Genomic DNA, 19,455 nt, shown 5'->3' on the forward strand with positions numbered 1-19,455 from the left:
TCTATGACCTTTTCTCTATCTTACTTCGGTAACCATAAGCAATGGAATTATCAGGCATATCTTTGGTCACTGTAGCGCCAGCGGCAACAATGCAGTGTTTTCCAATCGAGACACCTTGAATCACATTAGCGCCAGTCGCTATATGGGTATGCTCACCAATGTGGACGTTTCCACAAATAGTCGCTCCTGGAGCAATGTGGCAATGCATACCGATATGACAATCATGTTCAACAATGGCACCTGAATTAACGATGGTACTCGCGCCAATCACAGCACCAGTTTGTATGATCGCACCGGTTAAAATTTGCGAGCCAACCCCAATCGTGGAATAGGGCGATAACATTGCATTTTGGGATATCACCGTTTCAAATTGAAAGTTTAATTGAGTAAAATAGTTAAAAATCTCATGACGTAAACCTTGTCTAGGCAATGAGCCTAAGCCATTAACTAATTTAACCTCATTCTGAGAGAATTGTAAAATATCATCATCAGAATCAAAATGTTGTATGTGATTAAAGACTGAGCTGGTGCCTTTGTCTGGGCTGATCACGGCTAAAATAGTATGCGTGTTTTGCAATAAAATATCGGTGAGAACACTAGCATGACCTCCTGAGCCGATCATAATGATAGGCTTAATCATAAATCACCTCCCCAGCAGCGTAGTCTTTACCTGCTTGAGTGCCGAGTCGTTGCCAATATTGATAAGGGCTTGAGCCTGTACCTGGTCGCTTTACCGATAAGTTGTCGGTAGAGAAACGGTCGCCTTTTTTAATCGCTTTCGCCGTAACTAAGCTTTTTCTGGCAACGCTAATATTTTTAAACTCACTGGCTTGGGGGGTCTTAACGCCATTTCCCATGGCAAGTTCAACAGTACGAATTGCAGCAACCATGGCCGTTAGCTCATCAGGCTCCAGAGACGCTTTATGATCGGGGCCTGGCATTTTTTTGTTTAAGGTAAAGTGCTTTTCAATAATGCTGGCTCCACGAGCCGTAGCGGCGATGGGTATCGTGATCCCTTGACTGTGGTCAGAGTAACCTACTGGTAGTGAAAAAACCGACGCTAAGGTATCCATTGCTTTGAGGTTTATCTCATTAAACGGCGCGGGATATTCAGTCGTACAATGTAATAATGTCACCTTTTCTTTCAGTGCTTTTTGCCCCTTATCAGTTATATAAGCCGCTGAGAAAGCATCTATATTTGGTTCGGTGTCGCTTGGTGTTGTCAGGCCGAATGCAATAACCCCTAGTGCTGACTCTATCTCGGCTAAGGTCGACATCCCTGTAGATAAAATGAGATCGCAACCTGTACGTGCATGCTCAAGTATAAAGGGGGCATTGGTGATTTCACCCGAGGCAATTTTTAATCTCTTAAGTTGAAGTGTGTTAACTAAGAAATCTAAACTTTCAGTGTCAAATGCCGTAGAGAGAAACTGTATACCAAGCATTTGGCAATACTCTATCAGGCGTTGATGAGTCTCATAGGACAGCTCCAAGCGGCTTAACATTGTCAGCTGAGATTCAACTTTTTTTGTATTACTAATCTGATATTCAGCTTGCTCTGCTGTGGCTGTCACTAAACTTTTAGCATTAAAAGTTTGAAATTTAACGGCATCTGCTCCTGCTTTATGCGCGACATTGATGAGTTCGATGGCTAACTTTTCATCGCCATTATGATTAACGCCAGCTTCGGCAATGATCAAGGTCATATTATTGTCCTACCTCAATATCATAAAAAGTCTTTATGGGATCAGTATCCATGCTTACTAATATGTTTCTAATGTCATGGCTGGCAAGTCCTTGCCCATAAGGGTTACTCACAGGGGATACTTTTAGCTCTTCAGTCATGTCAATGGCTTGCGTTATCGCATTGACTATTGCATTGAATATTGGCTTGGTATTAATGACGCTACTTGCAGCAAGCCGGCCTTTTTGACGATCACCAATATCGACAGTAGCCACGTTAAAAGCAGGGACTTCAATAACACCACTTGATGAGTTACCAATTACAGCTGCTGCATGTTTGACTGCGCTAAGATAACGAGTCTGCCCGAGAGAGGGGATGGCAAGTACACGACCATTTGACTGTGCAGCATAGGCTTGCAGTTGTGAGATCAGCCCGCGTCCACCATTATCTGCATTGGGATAAGTTAAAATAACTTGGTGCGAGGGAAATTGCGTTAGCGCATCCAATAACGCGCTAAACGTCTCCTGCGCTGGTTCCTTAGATAAGGTAACTGGGTGGTAAGTCACAACAAAGTAGGGTTTAGTTAATGAGTAATCTAGCGATGTAGATAACGCTTCTAAACTCATCAACTGACTGCGGTTGATATGGTCTAAGCCTATTGCACCAACATTGTGGACTCTACATGGGTGTTCACCCATCTGAATTACACGTTGTCGGTATGTTTCGGTTGATGTGCAGTGAATTTGACTTAGTTTGGTTATCGCATGTCGTATTGCATCATCATAAGCACCTTCGGTAATTTCACCACCGTGAATATGTAATATTGCAATGCCGAGAATCGTTGCCGTTTGCGCTACAGCCAACGCCTCAAACCGATCACCCAATATGACCAACACATCAGGTTTCAGTTTATCAAGTGCTTCAGAGTAACCAATAATGCCTAAACCCATGCTTTTGGCTGTGCCAACTGCAGAGTCTGAAGAAAGTAACATCTCAATTTTTTCATCAATGTAAAATCCATCTTTCTCTATTTGTTCAAAGGTATTACCAAACTCTGGAGATAGGTGGCTACCGGAAACAATAAGTTGAAGAGTGAGCTCTTTTGAGGTTTGAATATCTGATATTAACCAATAAAGTAAACCATAATCGGCTCTGGTGCCGGTGAACACAGCAATTTTTTTAGGCATGAGTTAATCCTATTGTCGTAGGAGAGCTTGGCAGGTTAATCAGGCAAGATTCCACTAACTCTGAGTGCTGAAGTGGACCTCGAAGAGCATCTTTAAACATGGGAAGACGATGCATCAGTTGCCAGACCGGTCGAGTCATCACACCACTCTCATTGGTTGACTTAAGCAGCTCGTCACGACGATAAGTATTAGGACAAATAACTGCATTGAGCCAATAGTTCGATTTGGCATAAGGGGGTTCTAGAACAAATTGCAGATCGCTGTCATCAAAAAAAGCTTGGTAGTGTTTTGCCAGTGCGCGTTTTTGTTCGATAAATCGAGGCAGGCTTTCCATTTGGGCACAGCCAAGCGCTGCATTTAAGTTAGGCATTCGGTAATTAAAACCGGGTTCATCATGATAAAACTCGTAAGGGTGTGGCACCTTTGCGGTTGTTGTTATGTGTTTGGCTCGTATTCCACCTTCCTGGTTATTGGTCAGTACCATCCCACCACCACCTGTGGTGATGATCTTATTGCCATTGAAACTAAGCGCGGCGAATTCACCTAACGTACCAGTGTGCTTGTCTTTATACCGAGAGCCTAAGCTTTCGGCCGCATCTTCAATTAAAATGAGATTCCATTGCTGACAAATGAGCACCAACTCATCTAATTCAACAGGATGACCAAAGGTATGCATAGGCATCACAGCTCTAATAATTTGGCCTGTCTCCTTGTGAACACATAAGCCATTTTCATTGAGAATGCCATGCTCTTCTAAATAGTCTTGTACGGCTTGTGGGCTTAACCCTAAGCTTACCGTTGAAATATCGACAAAAATAGGCGCTGCGCCCATGTGATATAAAGTATTGCAGGTGGCCACAAATGTCAGGGCTTGAGTGATCACCAAATCGCCATGGGTTACTCCAGCCAGATACAAAGCAGTATGCAATGCGCTGGAGCCACTCGAAGTAGCAATGGCTTTAGGAGACTGAGTAAAGGCTTCAATTTTTTGCTCGAAATCAGTGACAAACTTACCAACACTTGACACAAAAGTACTGGCTATTGTTTCTGCAACATAAGCCTGTTCGTTACCTTCAAACGTAGGAGCATGCAAAGGAATAAACGCATTGGTTTGATAGGTTTCTCGAATAAACTTAACTAATGACGACATTGAAAATAAGTCCTTTCAGCGTGGTTTGTTTACATTTTATCATCGAGAGATCTTCCAGTTTCTTTATGTCCGAATTCAGGCAGCATAAGATGAAAAAGCTGGACTAATTGCTCTTTACTCCATGATTTTTTCGATTTCATCGATTGGACTTCCTGTTCGAATAACTCGATTAGTTTTGGATCATATTCGAGCTTATTCTTGATGATGCCGAGCTCAGAAAATTTAGCCATATCGAGGGTTTCTTGTTCGGTAAAAAACTCCTCAATGTCTTTCTCACCAGTAGTATCACTTACAGTGAAGTAACATGGCCAAAGGCCTTTAGCTGGAAGAATGGCAGCGAGTTGCCTAGCCTCCGCTTCACTACGGCAAATATAGGCTTCATAGCCACGAGATTTAAGATACCTAATAGCGATGTCAGCAAAGGATATAAGATGAAGAGATGGATCCAGTTTAGGAAAGAAGATGTCCCTATTCTCGCCGAAAATACAAGACATTAAACAGAGTTCACCAGATTCTTGAGCAGTAACAAAATAACGCTTAATATCTGTTGGCGCGACGATGGGTTGATGTTTTAGCATGCGCTGATTAAAACTGTGCAACAACGAACCATCAGAGAATGCGACATTGGCAAAACGTGCGGTTGATATCGTTATTTCCTGACTGCGGCGCATCAGGAACATCTCCATAATACGTTTAGATGCCCCCATCATATTCACTGGATTTGCGGCTTTATCAGTGGACACGCAAAAGTACTTCCTCACGCCGCATGCTATCGATTGTTCAATCGTCTTATCTGTGTTGAAAATATTGACATTTATCATGCGCATCAAAGTGAAAGGGTCTTTCTCGCTTCTTACATGTTTGAGTGCTGACAGATTGAGTACGTAATCATATTGGCCATCTTGATTAATAAATGCGTCATATTCTACGGAGTCAATATCTAGCGTGAAGGTTTGAAAACCTCCTTTGATATAACCAAAAGAACTGCGTACATCTCTGACTAGCTCAGCTAAGTTATTCTCACTGATATCGACGACATGCAACTTCAATGGAACACGCTTAAAAATCTCTTTCACGACAGCCTGACCAATGGAGCCTGCACCACCGAGAACGAGAAAGCGAGACTGGCTAACCTCATTGATTAACTGAGTCTCATGTTGGCCAATATCTGATGAAAAAAGAGCTTTATCTCTTCCAATCAAGGTTAAGGTGTTTGTCATTGTGCTACCAGTGGTTTGATGTATTCAATTTATAAGTTAAGTCAGCTATCACCAGTGAATTTAGTGATAACTAAAGTCTATCTTATTTTCTACTGAAAATATTTTTAATACACCGAGAATTAATGCAAAAAATGAACCAAATCAAGCTTTATAGTTAAAGCAGAGTTCGATATCGCGACAGATTGAGGTAAATAAAGTGAACTATTGAGTAAAAAGTATGTTTTATTTAGAGATACAACCTTGATAGATCACGTTTTGGATGAATGAGCCAGATGTTCAAGGCCGAAGACACCATTTAGGAATAAACAGAGATGCCTTTGACAATAAATTGGCGCTTTATTAAGAGTGTTTGCAGATTAATAATTTGAAAAATGAAGATAAATTGTCATTAAATCATATACAGTATGAAGTGATGACAAGATTGTTGATCGCTCATCCTCGCTTGATGTGTTTTGCTATGAAACTTCAATGAGTATTCGTTAGACTGATATTTAAACAAGAGCCCGTTTAGATGTCGAGTTGCTGAGGTTTAGCTGGTGGGGTTGAGTCGGAAATGACAGTGACTCATTTGCTTGGGATTGAGATTTAAGAAGCCAAGTAGAGTGGAGCAGTTACAGATTTGAACAATGAGTCGAGATACCGTTGCTCTCGAAGGATGAAAGCGAGAACAATTTACTAGGATTTAAGTAAAACTAAAATTATAAGGAATGATATGTTAAAGCTGACAAACTCTTTTTGTGAAGCACTTATTTGTGGTGAATGGCGTTTAATACCTGTTGAGTCACTTCAAGGAGTTGATGGTGTTATACGTAGATGTCCAGAGTGCCATGCCTCCGTTAAGTTGATGAAAGAGGGCAAAGATGGGCAGCGACCACACTTTGACCATGACAAGAGAAATCCAGGATGTAGCCTTGGTAACTCTATGGGAAAACAACTTAAGTATGAACATAACTCTGTAAAGATCACGGCAGAAGAGATAGAAGAGAGTGTTAAGTTTGAAAGTCTACTCTCTCTTTGTATGAAGCGTAGTGATGTGATTAATGATGGTGAGGCCAGTGAAGATATCCTTGATGTGTTAGCCACCCCTTTATCTGACTCTGAAAAGCGACATGAGATAAATGCTCGCATAGGCCAAGGTAAATTTCGCCAAGAAGTTATCAGAGTATGGGGCAGTGAAACCTGTGCATTAACGCTCACGCCAGTTAAAGAAATGCTGATTGCTTCACACATCAAAACATGGCGAAATTGTGAAAACAGCGTTGAGCGATTGGATGGTGCTAATGGTATTTTATTGTGTGCTCATGTCGCTGGACTGTTTGATAAACATCGAGTCACCTTTAAAAAAGTGGGTCGTGAATTCAGATTGAAATTGGCCGATGATCTAGACAAAACACTCATGGCTCAATTGGGAGTCAATGGTGGTGACGCACTTGCGACGGGCAGAATGAATAAAGCAGACTTTGAAAAGTTTGAAGAATATCTATTCCATCACGAAAAGATTTTTAACCAGCTAAATGATATTAATGTGGCCTAGGCCCATAAGCTTCAGAAAATAGTCATTGTAATAGACAATAATTACTCTTAATTGTTGTCTGTTTTTCTGCTCTAATATCCTAGATTCCGAGTGTCATTTTCATTTCTAGACGTACATTCCCCTGCTTTTGTTGATAGTCTTTTGTCGATAGGCTGAGAAGCCAATATCACTGTCAATATCTATGAGATTCGATCTTGTAACTAATTCTGTGAAATTTATGCCTAATAATGATATGAGCAACTTACTTTGTGTTTGTTGTCAAATTATCACTCATTCAGGGGCGGGATAGTTTGCTATGCTCTTGTAATAATTCAACTGCTTGATTCGCATTTGGACTATATTTAACACCGAGTTGTTCAGCAAGAGACATATTCATCGCAGCCCCCCCACATAAGATTAAATAATTATCCCGTTTTCCCTCTTCGGTCAATAACTGAATTAGGCGTTGAACATAGACAATTGACGAATCAGTCATTATGGAAATCGCGATAACATCTGCTTTTTTCTCCTCTGCAGCTTCGATAAATAATTCCGGACTGACATTTTTTCCCAAGTCGTGGACATCAAACCCGTACGCGGTAAATAACAGTGATACCAAGTTCTTTCCAATATCCTGAGTATTTCCCCGTACTAGACCGATAACAATTGTCGCGCTCTTTTCTCCTCTTGCTTTGCGTTTTTCAGGATCAAACAAAGGAAGTAATAGAAGCATTGCTGTGTCCATAACCTTTGCCGATTGCATCAAATCGATAACGAAGATCTGATGTTCTTCATAACGTTCACCACAGATCTGCATGCCAATCGCCAAGCCATTAAAGACGAGGTCCTCGGCAGAAATTCCCTCTTTCAACCCTATGTCGACTAAGTCGAGTACCTTATCTTCATCCTTATTGATAACAGCTTGGGTGATTTGATCTAATATCTTGTTTTTCGGCGTTAGGATTTTAGTACTAGGGTGCTCTATATGCTTAGCTTTACGCTGAATGGTTGCAAAGTGTCTGGCGTGACCTGAAACGAATATTTCTGACAGTTCACCTAGCGAACCAGGTTCAATGGGGTATTTAACTGATTGACAAGTCTTTATCAAACTATGAATATTTTCAGCGGGTACATTCCAATCTAAATCGCAACCAGGAGAGCAGATAAATGCACCATTCATTCCAGCGGTTTCGATACATTTTAGCGTTTCGGTTCTGACTTGTTCTGGCGTCCCTTTAAGCATTGTTGTGAATGGATTAACAGAGCCAACAAGGCAATACCCTTCACCCACAATCTGTCTCGCTTTATCGATTCCCGGCCAAAAATCGCCATTAAGTGCAACCGCTCCAGTCTCTTTCATGTCTTCCCAAATAGGACTGGTAAAGGTGCATATATGTAAAATAGGCGCAAGTCCCAGCCCACTGACGTGTTTCATCACTTCGGTAATATAAGGTTTAGAGAAAGTTCTAAAATGTTCAGGTGGCATGATATCGGCAGAACTAAAAGGGTCAAGGAAATTGATAGCATGTAATCCTGCTTGCGCCATGACATCACATATCGACTTGATGTTATCTGTTGCAAGGCGTAAAACCCGATGACAAAATTCAGGATCTTGATCCATTAGGGTTATAAAACGCGCCGAGCCGACAAGAAGTTGAGCAGTTGTTGCTGGCCCTCCCATAGGGATCAAAATTAAGTGGCTATCCTGAAAACCATGTTTAACTAATATTTCAACCTCTTTTGCCACGTTTAACACGCGTCCTATATCCGGGTTAAAAATACGTTTTGATTCGACTAAGCGTTCGAAGTCATCTTTTGTAGGACAAGGATGTTGAAAAAGTGTCGGTTGGGCACGTTCTAAGTATTCCATACCCGCACCTAGGTTTTCGGCGGACAAAAAAAGATCGGTGCCCGCAATAATGGCATCTCCACCAAACATCTGTGAGGTCACCATCTTAGCCTTAGCCATAATTTCAGGCTCTCTTTGGCATCGATCTGCTAATACCTGACCTCCAAGATTACGAATAGCCCGAGTCATCATGATGGGAATGATAGGAACTCTATCGGGTTGTTCATTGAGTACTGCAGCAAAAATTCGCTCTCGACCATTCATTTCACTGTTCATTGTTATCCTCTCCTATCGGGATAGTTAAAGGCACCATAATGATGACTTCACATCCTTTATTGAGTGAGCTACGGACCGATATCGTACCTTTAAAAACATGAGTGATATAATTATAGAGATGGTTCATTCCTATCCCCATAGCACCGGAACTACGTAACGTCGTGAAAAATGGAGTAAAGATTTGCTCACTTGTCTCAGTGCTCATCCCTTCACCATTATCGCTAAAAAGTACGATTAGCTCATCTTCATTACTATCTATGTAGATGTTGATCTGGCCGTCATGTTTATGCTTAAACCCGTGAATAACGGCATTTTTAGTTAATTGTTCAAGTATCTCTTGCCAGTATTGAGCATAAGATTTGATCTGAATACTTTCACCGCATTCTACAGAAATGAGCTGTTCGTGCTTGCAGTATTTCTGATGAAGATAGCTCTGCATCTTGGTTATAAATGGCATCATATTTATGATTTCTAAATCAACCTCTTTCTGCTGTAACGCCAGCTTTTTAAAATTTGTCATCATCTCAGCAAGGCGCTGGAGGTTTGCTTCAATCAAAACGATACAATCTTCGCTCATATCGAAAAAATGTTCGATATGATTCTCATCCAAGGTACCGCCCTGATAGGCCGATTTAAAAGAGACTAAATCCCGTTTGATGACTGAGCTCGAGGTCACACACACGCCTATTGGTGTATTCGCTTCATGGGCCATTCCTGCAACTAGCTGCGCCATCGATGCCATTTTTTTCTGTTCCACTGTGAGAAGTTGCTTTTCATGCATATCATCGAGTTTTTGCTCATATTTTTTACGCGCTTTAATCGCTTTACTAAGTTTAGATTTTAATTGTTCAATCTCAAGGTGTAATGAAGCTATTATTTCTTGTTGTAGATCTTCCTCATTGTTATTCATAGAGCTTCCACTCCATGAGAAACTCCAAGATCTGATTGGCGATACTCATTAATCAATTGACTTGCTAATTCTTGCCAGTCAGTTACCTGAGACAACTTTTCAAATAACTTAGTGTTGCTCTTAAGAGTGGTAATGGCTGTAATACAGTCACGCTTTCTCTCTTGGGTGGTTGGTGGCTCTGTCGTTGCTGCAATCCATGGCATGATCAGTTTCAAAAACTGAAGTCTTTTAGCGAGTAAAGCAACGTCACCCTTACGAAGTAAACACCCTATTTCACATAGGTCAACGCCACCGTATAACACCATGGTATTAGGTATTTGAGCTCTCAGCTTGTCGAGTGACATATTCTTGATACCAGTATCAACATTGAGTATATCTATCTCTAATTGAACAAGATCATCAATATAGGGTGATATATCTCCGCATGAGTGAAACAGTATTGCAGCCTGAGACTGGTTCTTAAGCCAACAGAGCACCCGCCTCATTTTAGGAAACAGAAATGCTCTATACATCTCTTCTGATAGAAAAGTACCGTTTACAAAAGCAATATCATCACCATAAAAAACAATATCTGCTGATATCTCAGTACTATCAAATAGCTGTTGATAATATTGCAGCACTAATTCAGTGGACCAATCTAAAATACGATGAGCAGATATGGGATCGTGTGCAAAATCAGACAGTAGATTCCAATAGCCGCGCATTAAAAACGCCAAGCCTAAAATGCCTGGTACTGGTGCATCAAAAATCGTGTATGGACGATATACACCTTGATGAGTAAATGAAAGTTGAGTGGCTGGGGGAAGGGGACTATGCCTATCTCTAATGGGATGTAAAATAGGCGAGAAACCTGAGTTAGGATCCTCATGCCATTTAACTCCGAAAGGATCACTCTGGGACAATGGATTGTTTCTTTTGTAAGTTGCCCCGATGCGCTGAAAATCAGAGTGCCAAAGTGCAACTTCTTCAGGTTGCAATATTCCAATGGGCTGAATCGCATCCATAAACTCTGTTGGAGTATCATTAAACCAACTTAAGGGTAGCGCACTAAGCTGAGTGCAACCCACATCGAGTAAAATTTCAGTCAACATATGCTGACGAAACCTATTTTTTACCATCTTTCCCCCCTCTTCATTTATATTGTCATGAAGTTATGATTGTTCTTCACCATAGTTCATCAGAGAAAGCACTTTGTAAGGATAGCAAATATCTGAAAGAGGACTTTTCTTATTGTATTGAAGGGAGCTAAGTCGATCCCAACATTACTTCAGTAACAGGCCATAGCCATCTGTCGTTTGACTGAGGTGAGATCTAAACAAGAGTGAGCATCACCGCCAGTATCTATGCCACCTTGATATAGAAACTGATGCTCAAGAGCCGAAGGTTACTGACTCTGTGAGTTTTTATGTAAATCTTGTGTAAGTAGTAGAGGTAGAACAGCTCTCGGAGGAGAGAGCTGTTTGGTTGGATGGCAATCAACTAAAATAAAAGTTTGTACTGATCCCACTAATTCAAAAATTAATTATTACCTCTTGGTAATAGTTAATTACCAAACCAGCCAATTATCATATTTCTGTTATTCCTTATAATCCTTGACCCGCTTTTAGATGCGCAATGCTCAATTTGCGATTGAGCACCTAATTAGTCTGCTGCTTAACCCTATACTTGCCGCTAGTTGTAGCTAGCCAGTAAATAAATCAAATTGGAAACGCCTTATGTGGAATAAAATTCGCAGCTCTTTGCCGCTGCAACTGGTCTTAGTTGCGGGCGTCGCTTGGTTATTCGCTACCATGCTAATCTCTTTAGTTCAACCCAATGTCATCGCTGAAGTTGAACAGCAAGTCTGGTATCAGTTCTTAATGTTAGGTAAAACCGTATATATCGGATTGTTGAAGATGGTCGTAGGCGTCATGGTGATGCTGTCGTTAATCGAAGGGATCAGTAACATAGGTGCGATCGCTAAGCTTAAAACCTTAGGCGGGCGTACGTTAGCGTTTTACACCTTCACCACCATTATAGCGGTATGTCTTGGTTTGGGTGCGTCGCTACTGCTACCAGCTTGGGAACCACTAATCCAGGCAGTGCCTTTAGCTGAAGGCACCACTCTGATTGGTGAAGAGGCGGCAAGCAGTGGTGCCATAGCGACTAAGTTATTGAATATGGCACTAATAAATCCGGTTGCGGCCATCGCTGATGGAAACTTACTCGCTGTGGTGGTGTTCTCTATCATGTTGGGGATTTCACTATTAACCGCATTCCCTGAAAAGCACCCACTGTTCGAAGTAATAAGTGGCCTGAATAAGGGCATAAACACTATGATTGACGGAATAATTCGTCTATCACCTTTAGCCATTTTTGCTATTGTGCTTGAGTTTTCCCTTAAAGGTAGCACTGCTTTATTTAGTCAATTGGCCCTATTTTCGCTTTTAGTGTTTACACTAACGATGATCCATGGGCTGGTGGTGTTACCTAGTCTGGCAAAATTGTTTACAGGGATCAAAATAACCACGCTGTTTAAGGGCATTAGCGCTCCTCTAGCAATGGCCTTTGCAACCTCATCGAGTGCTGCAACCTTACCCTTGTCGATGCGAAGCGCTGAGGAGCTTGGCGTATCACCCACTACTAGCAGTATGGTATTGCCTTTGGGATCTGTGATGAATATGGACGGTACTGCGCTATTTGAGGGGGTGGCAGCTGTTTTTCTTGCTCAGCTATTTGGCATTGATCTGACAACAACTGGAATCGTGTTGATATTTATAATGGCAATGGTGTCTTCTATTGGCGCTCCAGGAATGCCATCTGGATCGATGTCGGGTATGCAGTTAGTGTTGTTGGCTGCAGGGATCCCTTTAGAAGCGATAGCAATTTTGCTCATTATTGAACGACCCCTAGATACATTTCGCACCGCTGTGAATGTTGAGGGTGACATCATAGCTGCTCTTGTTGTTGATAAATGGCAGCGAAGCTAAGGCATTGTTTGAATCTAATATTCTTCAAAAGAGGGTAAGAAACAAAACGTCACTATCCATGACTTGAGGCGAACCATTGCTTGTTGGAGCGTCATGCGTGGTGGCACTCTTTACTTGATGATGCAAATTCCCAGTAAGCTATTAGGTCATAGCCATCTGTCGATATGTAGTGGTCAACCTTTTTTGGCCACGGTTTTATACGTAAGTCAGTATTACTGCCAGTACTTATGATCATCTTGATATTGAACCTTCTTGTTGTACAAAGGGAGTAGGGTAGAGCTTGGGATCATCACGGCAGAACTGATGGGGTTAAATGTGACTGTGATTGTGAAAGAGTCGAAAGTGGATAAGCTACTGATTGTGTAAGTGCTGGTGTAAAAAGTAGATACAACAGCTCTCAGATGAGGAGAGGCGAGAGCTGTTTGATCAGGAAAAACATTGCCGCGAATGATGTAACTTGAGTTCAAATATTTAGGGATATTAATTATTCGAAAGATAGGAGGTAAAACACAACACTAGCTAATGCGTGAAAGCTGAAAGTGCCATATATGAGGTCTAATTTGAAGACTAACTAGCAAAACAATAATCAATATTAGCGTGAATAAGCGCGTGGCACTTATGGTCTCCCCACAGGTGAGGTGTTTCGAGGTTAACCAAAATTTACCAAAATTAACGAATCTTTATTTATCAGTTAGTTATGTGGTTTTATGCGTTTTTGACATTAACCAAAATTACTGTAGATTGGTCTAAATTAACCCCAGTGGTGACACAGGGGTGACACAGGGAAGCGATAAAATTGAGGCTAAGTCATTATGACAAAACAAATACCTTTCACAAAACGTGCTTTAGAACTGCTCGAAAAGCCCGAAAAACGCTATAAAGTTCCCGATATTGGCCATAAAAGCTCCGTTAAAGGCCTTTTTATTGATGTTTTAGTATCGGGCAAAACTATTTTTCGCTTTCGTCGCAAGCACTTAGGTAGAGCCGTTACAATCTCCCTAGGAGACTTCCCCACGATCACCATAGAGAACGCTCGTAAATTAGCCTTAAAACATGCCGCAACAATGTCTCAAGGACTGAACCCCAACGAAGTAAAACGCGAGAAAAAACAACTAGCTGATCGTGAACTTGCCTTGTCTATGACAGTGCAACAACTCTTCGATGTGTACGAAGTTGAGTTTCAGCTAAAGATTAAAACCAATGAGAGGCGGCCAAAATCCCTACGTGATATTCAATCTCTCTGGAAAGCCCATCTTCAATCTAGAGTCGCTCATCTGCAAGTTGGTGAACTAAGCCGTTTAGATGCTAATAATCTGCTTAAAAAAATCCTCATTAGTAAGACTGTGCCAATTCGCAATAAATGCCTGTCGTTGATGAAGTCGATGTACAACGAACAAGAGCCTAATCCCTTTGCCAAGATCAAAAAGCTCGCAGGTGTAAAACGTGAACGTGTGCTCAGTAAGCTTGAAGTTAAAAACTTGCTCGAAGCCCTCAACTACGAAGATCAAATCTATCAAGACGTGATTAAGTTGTTATTGCTCACTGGCCAACGTAAAAGCTGTGTATTTGCCATGGAGTGGCGCGAGGTGGATCACGAGCGCGGTGTTTGGATTATTCCAACCAGTAAGATGAAAGCTAAGCGGCCTCATGCTGTGCCATTAACCATTGAGGTGATGGATATCCTTAAACGCAGAAGTTCCGAAGCTGTGCAAGGTGAGAAATATGTTTTCCCCGCCAGCCGCACCGCAACAGGGCATATCACCGAAAAATCAGGCAAGGGAGGCTTTTGGTGGCGCATAACCGAAAGGGCGGGTCTGCGAAGCGAGGAGAAAGAGCTAAACGTCACCATTCATGATTTGAGGCGAACCATTGCCAGTTGGAGTGTCATGCGTGGCGGTAACATTCAGATGACCAGCAAACTGCTAGGTCACAGTGATATCAGTATCACTGCCAGCACCTATGCTCACCTTGATATCGAACAGGTGAGGGCGGAGCTTGGGATCACCACGGCAGAACTGATGGGCTTGAATGTGGTTGAGTCTAAAGTTGATAAGCTAGTGAAAGAGATACAACAGCTCTCTGGAGAGGAAAGAAGAGAGCTAATGATTATTATTGGAACATTGAATTAATTTATTTGAATAGATAATCGATTTAAAATAATCAAAGGGATAGGGTATTTAAGTAAAGAAGTAAATATAGTCTTGATGAGTTGTGGGCTTCACAGCCAATATCGTGTGTGAAATCAGATTAAATCTGTATTCTATGAAGCCCACAAATTAATATATCAGTTTCCGTATGGCGTTCTCAACTCTTTTTTCTGTAAAAGACGCTCGATTGGTGCATTTTTGCTCCAATCAATAAACCACATATTTTCAGAAGATTTTTTTTGAAAATCTTCAATGTCTAAAGTATCAAAACACTTAAAATCATTTAAGGCTAATTTAGTTATTTTCGATTTAAATTTATTTGTTAAATATGGGGTGCTCATTGAATCAAAATACAAATGAGTAGATTCTGAACTCGTATTTGTTTGTGGTGCAGTGATTTTAGTAACAATTATTTTTTTGAGCTTTTCTTTCACTGTGCGATAATTTTTGTCATTTCTTATATAGTATAATCCAACCATGATTCTGAAGTAATCACACTCATCGGTTTTCAGGCCGAGTATCGACTCTAGTGTTTCACTTGGAATTTTATAGTTTGGATCAATATCTTTAAGGGCTATGATGAGATTTAGAAGTTCAACATGATGTTTTGAATCACTATTAAGAGTTATACTGATTGCTGAATTTGATTCGTCATACACCTTTTTTACAAACCTTTCACGCTGTTCTGGAGATAGTCTCTTAGATAATCGGTTAAGTATAATGACAATCTGACTTACTAAATAAGTGCTTCTTACTCTTAAGTCCATCGCATATACAAAAAATGACAGTTCAATAAGTATAAGTATAAATCTACATAATTTTTCAGATTGAGTATCGTCACTGAATTTAGACGAATATGCTTTGTCAATCTCAGCTGATTTTATTTTTATAAGAGTGAAAAAATAACCCGTTACACTACAGTAATCAACATTGCTATCATTAATAATACATTTCAGGTCTCTGATTAAACGGTTTGAAATTAAGTTGTATCGATTTAAATTTAATGTAATAGATAGTATGTGGTGAGGGTCTTGCTCTTCACTTTCATCAGTGATAGGTGTTAATTCTTCTTTGTCTGAAAATATATCAAAAAGTTGATTTAATTGACTCTGTATATTGATTTTTGCTGATGTTACAGAAGTTATGAATGGGACTGAAAATTCAATACATTTCGACTCATTACAATATAGTTTGAATTTTTCAAGTTGATCTTTGATTATCTCGAAAGACTGTGTTTTTATTGCGCTATCATTATGGAAGAAGAAGTAATCATCTACATACCGTCTAAGTTCATAATCCTTACCTTCGATTATATCACATTCTTTCAATGCTGATTTAATGTTTAAATCAATCGACTGTAGAATTATTTCAGCAAAAATCCTAGAGAACTCAGGACCTATAACTAATCCATGCATACGTCCAAAGTTACAACTTTCCATTAATTTTATGAACGTAGTATCAAAATTATTAAATGACATTGAATTCTTTGCAAGAACTTCACCTCGGAGACTATTAGCTAACATATGTGTAGAAATAGAGTCAAAGCATTTGGCTATGTCAAATTTGAATAATTTTTGAAATTTCCTTTCAATTCTATGAAATTCATAATTATCGTAAAACTTATATAGGAAGTCATAGTTTTTATATTTGAAAAATGAACTTGCATATTTTGGAGAGTCATTATCATTTGACAGGTCAACTCCTTCATCTTTAAAATCTTTGTGGGGTTCACTACATCCTTTTTCATAATAAATACTGGCGACTGAATGTGGAGATCTTAAACTGAAACTACTTCTAGAACATAGGTGTGTGATTAATAATTTATAATCGTTATATAGCTTTGTGAATTTAATTTGGTTTGAAGGATGTATTAAGTATAATTTCCTTGAAGATTTAGCGTTTCTATTTATCAGGTATTCAAAGGGTTTTGTATCATTGTCTAAGTTAAAGAAATATGAGTAAATGACATTGCTGTCAATGATCCCATTCTTCATTGACTTATAAAACCCTTCATTGGTTAATATGAATGGGAGTTCATAAGGGAGTACATCGGTTAAGACTACTCTATTATAATCATTCTTTTTTATTGTTATGTATTTATTCTTTTTCATTACCAGCACTTACATATAGATTTGAATTGAGTTTCAGTGAAGTTGAAAAATATCCTTTTCTCGAAACCACTTTTAAAGCAAAGAGAAGAAATATATCTTCTGTCTCTGATTGGGATTGATTTTACAATTTTACCTAGGTTTGAATTTCTTTTGCAAAAAACAGTGTTCCTTAAGAAAATATTTAAACTGGTAAGGTTCGAAAGATCATTTATTAATTTGTTGTTGTAATAAATACCTCCTTTCAATGTTCCCATGTCTTCTGAATACTGTGATTTTTTTGAGTTGTCATTATGTAGACTATAGTTTCCAGTTAAAAATTCTATTCGATTTTTTAGTAATTCAATTTCACCTTCTTTAGATAAGTTGTTTTTTCCATATTTAAGAACGGCTTTTATTATTCTTGTTTTTATTTTATTAAGTTTATTTTTTGAAAGCCTGACTGCAACAAGCCTTCGTTGATCTTCTGATCTACTATTTAATGAATCCATTTCGTATTCATAACCAAGATAACTAATAATATTTTTTGTTTGTTGGCTATCTGTAATGTTATTTAAAACAACTTCTGAAGTCTTATTGTTAGACTGAAGTTTGTGTTCTGAGATAATTGGTTTTACCATAGATTTGAATTTTAAATTCAAATCTGGCGTTATTATTATTATATCATCAACATATCTAGTATAAAAATATATCCTATCTAACTCTTTGATTCTTTTATCAATAACTTCCATGTATAGTTCAGAGAGAACTGAGCTGATAGCTAGTCCTCTTGGAAGTCCTGTGAATTTTTTTGGTAAGCACTCTTTGATTTTATCAAGAAGCTCAACACCTTTATAAGATAATAAATTGTCGTTTTTAATTTTACTTATTAAATCTTCAAATGGAACGCTTTCGAAAAAATTCTTTATATCAACTCGTATAACCTTTAAGTGCGATCCATCTTCAAGGATTTTTAGTACTTGTTCTGATATATCTTCTCTGTTACTAAATTTTATTCGGTACAATCGTTTTAAGTTATAAGTAAGTTTTTTTAGTGCATAATAGTCACAGTCACTGTCAACAGAAAATATATTCCTTTTGTCTTTAGTGAATAATGTTAACGATTCAAAATTAAAATTATCATGTTGAATTTTTTTTGATATATTATCTAAGCTTTCTTTATACTCGTCAATATTCCTCCCTAACCTAAATTTAATTATTTCTTGTTTTCTAGTTAACTGTAATAATGATTTTGTATCGAAGGTTTGATTAAGCATTTTTAATCCAAAATTATCGGGAGGCGTTAATGTAGTAGATTATTTGATGTGTGGTATTCATTGTTGTACATATAAAGTTGGTTTGATTGTACTTGAGTAGAATATAGGCGCATGAAGTTAAGTAGAATATAAATATTGCTAAGTAAGATGCAAATATGAAATGGTTTTTCATAAAGTTAAATATGTCGACGTAATATGTGTTTTTATTATCCTCTTCATTCTTCCTATCTGTTTTTCCATATTCAAATTCAAACTCTTCATGGTTAGTAGAGTTGGACTTTAATGTGTTGTAGTCAAATCTAATATCAGCTTCTAATGATGGGGTCATTGAACTATTGTTTAACTCTATTTCACTTACTAATTCATTTAATTTTTCAGCACTTTTCAACATCTCGGCAGATTTTGATGAGTAATTAGATAAAGTAACAATTAGCGATAATGTAGCAATGAAAATTGATGATAGTATTTGATAAAGTTCAAATGAATTAGAGCTAATTACACTTGTTGCAGAATACTTGTTTATTATTGAAATGAATATCAGTGAGAATGACGATGTTGTCAATGCAAATAAAGAGTATTTGTTTAGTTTTTTATATCTTCTAGCCGAAAAGAATCTTGCGTATGCCGTGTTTTTAATTCGCTTTCTAAGTTGTTCTACTTTTTCTGTGTTCATTTTTTAGCTCTGCTTTTAATTTGTTGTATAACTATTTGTATTTCGTTATTTTTTGTTTGATATTTATAAACCTAACTTTTCACCTATAGTTCACTGATATAAGCAATAATAGGCTTGTAGCTAAGAGAGGCATTACAGTACATGTTGAATAACTTTCTGCCTTTCTGGTTTAAGTTCCCCTTGCTCGACAGCTGCGTGCACAGTTCTGTGAACATGGTTTTGGCTAGTTGGGTGCATAGTGAAAACTGAGTAGCTTGCTGTTCAAGGTCGGAACAAACGCTCTTTGGTTTAATTTTCCAAAGTTGATGTTGGAAACGAATATTTGTGTCGTTATAGACAATGTTTTGGGTTGTAACAGTGGCATTGACTGAATCGATTATGTGATCCGCTATGTTATTGCTAGTTACTTGCAGATATGCTGCGATTAGCTGTGATAGTGGATCCATTACTCGTCCTTAAGTATATGTTTAACTGATATTTATCTTGATTGTGATAATACTTTGTTTTCGGCTA

At 38.8% G+C, this 19,455-nt stretch carries 15 protein-coding genes; 3 read left to right on the plus strand and 12 right to left on the minus strand.

Features of this window, described 5'->3' with window-relative positions; all coding sequences use genetic code 11:
• Nucleotide 1 precedes the first annotated feature (1 nt).
• Genes HWQ47_RS09015 through HWQ47_RS09035 form a run of 5 tightly spaced genes read right to left on the minus strand, consistent with a single transcriptional unit; the run spans nucleotide 2 to nucleotide 5,241 of the window.
• A complete protein-coding gene (locus tag HWQ47_RS09015; RefSeq protein WP_269970806.1) occupies nucleotides 2-640 on the minus strand; it encodes an acetyltransferase in 639 nt (212 codons plus the stop codon).
• Nucleotides 633-1,706 (minus strand): N-acetylneuraminate synthase, encoded by a 1,074-nt coding sequence (gene neuB / locus HWQ47_RS09020; RefSeq protein ID WP_269970807.1) that lies wholly within the window; start codon nucleotides 1,704-1,706, stop codon nucleotides 633-635. The genes HWQ47_RS09015 and neuB overlap by 8 nt, the downstream gene beginning before the upstream one ends.
• Before the next feature lies 1 nt (nucleotide 1,707).
• Nucleotides 1,708-2,871: a UDP-N-acetylglucosamine 2-epimerase gene (neuC, locus tag HWQ47_RS09025; protein ID WP_269970808.1), complete on the minus strand. Its 1,164-nt coding sequence runs from the start codon at nucleotides 2,869-2,871 to the stop codon at nucleotides 1,708-1,710.
• On the minus strand, nucleotides 2,864-4,021 hold the full coding sequence (locus tag HWQ47_RS09030; RefSeq protein ID WP_269970809.1) for a LegC family aminotransferase: 1,158 nt from the start codon (nucleotides 4,019-4,021) through the stop codon (nucleotides 2,864-2,866). Before HWQ47_RS09030 ends, neuC begins: the two co-directional genes overlap by 8 nt.
• 29 nt (nucleotides 4,022-4,050) lie before the next feature.
• Nucleotides 4,051-5,241, minus strand: coding sequence for a UDP-N-acetylglucosamine 4,6-dehydratase (locus HWQ47_RS09035; protein WP_269970810.1), 1,191 nt, complete (start codon nucleotides 5,239-5,241; stop codon nucleotides 4,051-4,053).
• 712 nt (nucleotides 5,242-5,953) lie between these two features.
• Between HWQ47_RS09035 and HWQ47_RS09040 the strand changes: the two genes are divergently transcribed.
• A complete protein-coding gene (locus tag HWQ47_RS09040) occupies nucleotides 5,954-6,775 on the plus strand; it encodes an HNH endonuclease signature motif containing protein (RefSeq protein ID WP_269970811.1) in 822 nt (273 codons plus the stop codon).
• 274 nt (nucleotides 6,776-7,049) lie between these two features.
• Here HWQ47_RS09040 and HWQ47_RS09045 read toward each other — a convergent pair whose 3' ends face one another.
• Genes HWQ47_RS09045 through HWQ47_RS09055 form a run of 3 tightly spaced genes read right to left on the minus strand, consistent with a single transcriptional unit; the run spans nucleotide 7,050 to nucleotide 10,907 of the window.
• Nucleotides 7,050-8,879 (minus strand): MtaA/CmuA family methyltransferase, encoded by a 1,830-nt coding sequence (locus HWQ47_RS09045; protein ID WP_269970812.1) that lies wholly within the window; start codon nucleotides 8,877-8,879, stop codon nucleotides 7,050-7,052.
• On the minus strand, nucleotides 8,869-9,789 hold the full coding sequence (locus tag HWQ47_RS09050) for a sensor histidine kinase (RefSeq protein ID WP_269970813.1): 921 nt from the start codon (nucleotides 9,787-9,789) through the stop codon (nucleotides 8,869-8,871). Before HWQ47_RS09050 ends, HWQ47_RS09045 begins: the two co-directional genes overlap by 11 nt.
• Entirely contained in the window at nucleotides 9,786-10,907 is a 1,122-nt protein-coding gene (locus tag HWQ47_RS09055; RefSeq protein WP_269970814.1) for a uroporphyrinogen decarboxylase family protein, read from the minus strand. Before HWQ47_RS09055 ends, HWQ47_RS09050 begins: the two co-directional genes overlap by 4 nt.
• Before the next feature lie 597 nt (nucleotides 10,908-11,504).
• On the opposite strand from HWQ47_RS09055, the gene HWQ47_RS09060 reads away from it, so the two are divergent.
• A complete protein-coding gene (locus HWQ47_RS09060) occupies nucleotides 11,505-12,758 on the plus strand; it encodes a dicarboxylate/amino acid:cation symporter (RefSeq protein WP_269970815.1) in 1,254 nt (417 codons plus the stop codon).
• 812 nt (nucleotides 12,759-13,570) lie between these two features.
• Nucleotides 13,571-14,887: a tyrosine-type recombinase/integrase gene (locus HWQ47_RS09065; protein WP_269970816.1), complete on the plus strand. Its 1,317-nt coding sequence runs from the start codon at nucleotides 13,571-13,573 to the stop codon at nucleotides 14,885-14,887.
• A 155-nt stretch (nucleotides 14,888-15,042) separates the two neighbouring features.
• Here the strand turns inward: HWQ47_RS09065 and drt3b are convergent, their stop codons facing one another.
• The 4 genes from drt3b to HWQ47_RS09085 form a co-directional block, all read right to left on the minus strand.
• Nucleotides 15,043-17,016 carry an antiviral reverse transcriptase Drt3b gene (drt3b, locus tag HWQ47_RS09070; RefSeq protein WP_269970817.1) on the minus strand — a complete coding sequence of 658 codons (1,974 nt, stop codon included), beginning with the start codon at nucleotides 17,014-17,016 and terminating at the stop codon, nucleotides 15,043-15,045.
• A complete protein-coding gene (drt3a, locus tag HWQ47_RS09075) occupies nucleotides 17,016-18,269 on the minus strand; it encodes an antiviral reverse transcriptase Drt3a (protein ID WP_269970818.1) in 1,254 nt (417 codons plus the stop codon). The genes drt3b and drt3a overlap by 1 nt, the downstream gene beginning before the upstream one ends.
• A gap of 13 nt (nucleotides 18,270-18,282) precedes the next feature.
• Nucleotides 18,283-18,942 carry an SLATT domain-containing protein gene (locus HWQ47_RS09080; protein WP_269970819.1) on the minus strand — a complete coding sequence of 220 codons (660 nt, stop codon included), beginning with the start codon at nucleotides 18,940-18,942 and terminating at the stop codon, nucleotides 18,283-18,285.
• 83 nt (nucleotides 18,943-19,025) lie between these two features.
• A complete protein-coding gene (locus HWQ47_RS09085) occupies nucleotides 19,026-19,388 on the minus strand; it encodes a hypothetical protein (RefSeq protein WP_269970820.1) in 363 nt (120 codons plus the stop codon).
• Nucleotides 19,389-19,455 lie beyond the last annotated feature (67 nt).

This window comes from Shewanella sp. MTB7 (assembly GCF_027571385.1).
In the GTDB taxonomy this organism is placed as follows: Bacteria; Pseudomonadota; Gammaproteobacteria; order Enterobacterales; family Shewanellaceae; genus Shewanella.